General features: G+C 69.7%; 4 protein-coding genes. 2 read left to right on the top strand and 2 right to left on the bottom strand.

Going from position 1 to position 2,107, the window contains the following annotated elements; translation table 11 throughout:
• Positions 1-362 (bottom strand): VOC family protein (locus KBX53_RS30860; protein WP_210863260.1); only part of this gene is annotated, 362 nt, incomplete at its 3' end.
• A gap of 116 nt (positions 363-478) precedes the next feature.
• Here KBX53_RS30860 and KBX53_RS30855 point away from each other — a divergent pair.
• Both KBX53_RS30855 and KBX53_RS30850 read left to right on the top strand, forming a co-directional pair.
• Positions 479-937: an SRPBCC domain-containing protein gene (locus KBX53_RS30855; protein WP_030337494.1), complete on the top strand. Its 459-nt coding sequence runs from the start codon at positions 479-481 to the stop codon at positions 935-937.
• Positions 934-1,281 carry a metalloregulator ArsR/SmtB family transcription factor gene (locus KBX53_RS30850; protein ID WP_030337495.1) on the top strand — a complete coding sequence of 116 codons (348 nt, stop codon included), beginning with the start codon at positions 934-936 and terminating at the stop codon, positions 1,279-1,281. Before KBX53_RS30855 ends, KBX53_RS30850 begins: the two co-directional genes overlap by 4 nt.
• An 18-nt stretch (positions 1,282-1,299) precedes the next feature.
• On the opposite strand, the gene KBX53_RS30845 is transcribed toward KBX53_RS30850, so the two are convergent.
• On the bottom strand, positions 1,300-2,107 hold an 808-nt coding region (locus tag KBX53_RS30845), incomplete at its 5' end, for an MFS transporter (RefSeq protein WP_210863258.1).

The following is a 2,107-nucleotide window of genomic DNA, read 5'->3' as shown; positions in this document are numbered from 1 at the left end:
CAGGCACCCAGCTCGTTGCCGCTGGGGTCGGTGAAGTGGAACCGCCGGCCACCGGGGAACTCGTACGGCCCGTTCACCACCCGGCCGCCGGCTTCCTTGACGGCCTGCACCGACCGGTCCAGGTCGGTGGAGTAGAGCAGCACGAGTGGGCCGCCCGCCCGCACTTCCGCGTCCAGCCGGAGACCGCCCACCTCTGGTGCGTCGTCGCCGTGTGGACTGCGGATGCCGGCGTACTCCGGCCCGTAGTCGGTGAACTGCCAGCCGAACGCGTCGGCGTAGAAGCGCTTGGCCACGGCGAGGTCGGTCACCGTGAGCTCGATGTAGTCGATGGCGTGGTGGCGGTGCGGCGACGGCTCAGACATGCCCGGCATTGTGCATCCCGGGTACGACGGATTCCGCGACATGCAACGAAAGGTTGCGGGACGGCGTCCGGCTGTCGTAGGTTGAGTGCAACCAAAGGTTGCGAAAGGTGGTGGGTATGGAACAGGGAACGATCGAACGCGACATCCACGTCAACGCGTCCCCCGAGGTGGTCTTCGAGGTGGTCAGCCAGCCCGAGCACATGCGGGAGTGGTGGCCAGACGACGCGCGGTTCGAGTCGGTCGCCGGTGCGCCCGGCGAACTGGTGTGGCGCGACGCCGACACCGGCGAGACGACGACCGTCGCGTTCGCCGTGGTCGAGGTCGACCCGCCGAAGCGGTTCTCCTTCCGGTGGTGCTTCACCGAGCCGGACCGCGGCGGGCAGGCGCTGCTCGTCACCTTCGACCTGATCCCCAACGGCACGGGGACGCAGATCCGGATGACCGAGACCGGGTTCCGTGAGCAGGGGTGGGAGGTCGCCGTCCTGGAGGAGCAGTACCGCGACCACGAGAACGGTTGGGACCACTACATTCCCCGGCTGGGCGTGTACGTTTCGCGGCTGGTCGCGACCGCGTGAGCACTGTGGTCGACGACGAGCTGTGGTCGGCGATCGGCGACCCGATTCGGCGTACGATGATCGATCTTCTGCTCTCCGACGGACCGGGCACCGCCACCTCGTTGAGCAGGCAGCTACCCGTCACCCGGCAGGCCGTCTCGAAACACCTGGCGGTGCTGGACCGCGTTGGGCTGATCCACGCCGAGCCGGCCGGTCGCGAGCGTCACTACCAGGTCGACGAGGCGCAACTCGCCCGCGCGGTGGCCCAGCTGTCGGCGGTGGGCTCCACCTGGGACGCCCGACTCCGCCGGATCAAGCGCATCGCCGAGACGGTCGAACGCCACCGCACCAACGAGGGAAGCTGACAGTGGTCGACGTCCAGCTCAGCGACGGGCACTGACCTCGGTGACTGCCGGGTCGCCGGAGGATCGTGTCTTCCGCCAGGGAATCGCGAATCCTCCGGCGACCAGGCCGACGGTCACGATCGCCGTGGCGCAGAGCAGCATCGTCGGCCGGGCACCGATGGCACCCACCAGTGGCCCACCCAGCATGGTGCCCAGGGGCACCGCCACCACGAGGACCGCGCCGTTGGCGGCGAGCACCGCCGGTAGCTGCGCGATGGACGTGCTGCGCTGGAACAGCGCCATCGACGTGGACATGTACGGTGCCCAGATCAGGCCCGCCAAGGCGAACGCCGGCAGCGACACGCCGACGGGCGCACCGAGGCCCAGCGGCAACATGGCCACGCCGAACGCGACGACGATGGTGATGGTGGTGGCCCGCAGCGGCCAGCGGCGCAGGTGTCCGGTGATCAGCCCTCTGACGAGGCCGCCGACGCCGAACGCGGTGTAGTAGGCGCCCAGCAGCGTCGCGGAGGCGTGCAGGTCATCGGTGATGTGGATCGGCATGGCCACGTACACCGGCCCGAACAGGAAGAAGAACGCGAGGCTCAGCGCCAGCAGGCCCAGGAGGGCGGGATTGCGGCGGATGACAGCGAACCCGGCGGTCCGCGACGCGCCGCGTTCGTGCCGGTGGTCGCTGTCCGCGGCGGACACCGCGAAGCGGTAGGTGAGGGCCAGCGCGGCGAAGGTGGCGGCGTCGATGGCGATCACCCATACCGGCCCGACCCAGGCGATCAGGAGGCCCGCCAGTGGTGGACCGACGATGGTGGCGAACCCGCCGATGGTGGAG

This window comes from Micromonospora sp. M51 (assembly GCF_018070305.1).
In the GTDB taxonomy this organism is placed as follows: Bacteria; Actinomycetota; Actinomycetes; order Mycobacteriales; family Micromonosporaceae; genus Micromonospora; species Micromonospora parva.
Note: the sequence above shows the minus strand (reverse complement) of the source record. Positions and strands in the feature narration are given on the sequence as shown.

Excerpts from the sequence above, each read along its gene's own strand:
- KBX53_RS30855 (WP_030337494.1), top strand. The coding sequence starts at position 479 with ATGGAACAGGGAACGATCGAACGCGACATCCACGTCAACGCGTCCCCC.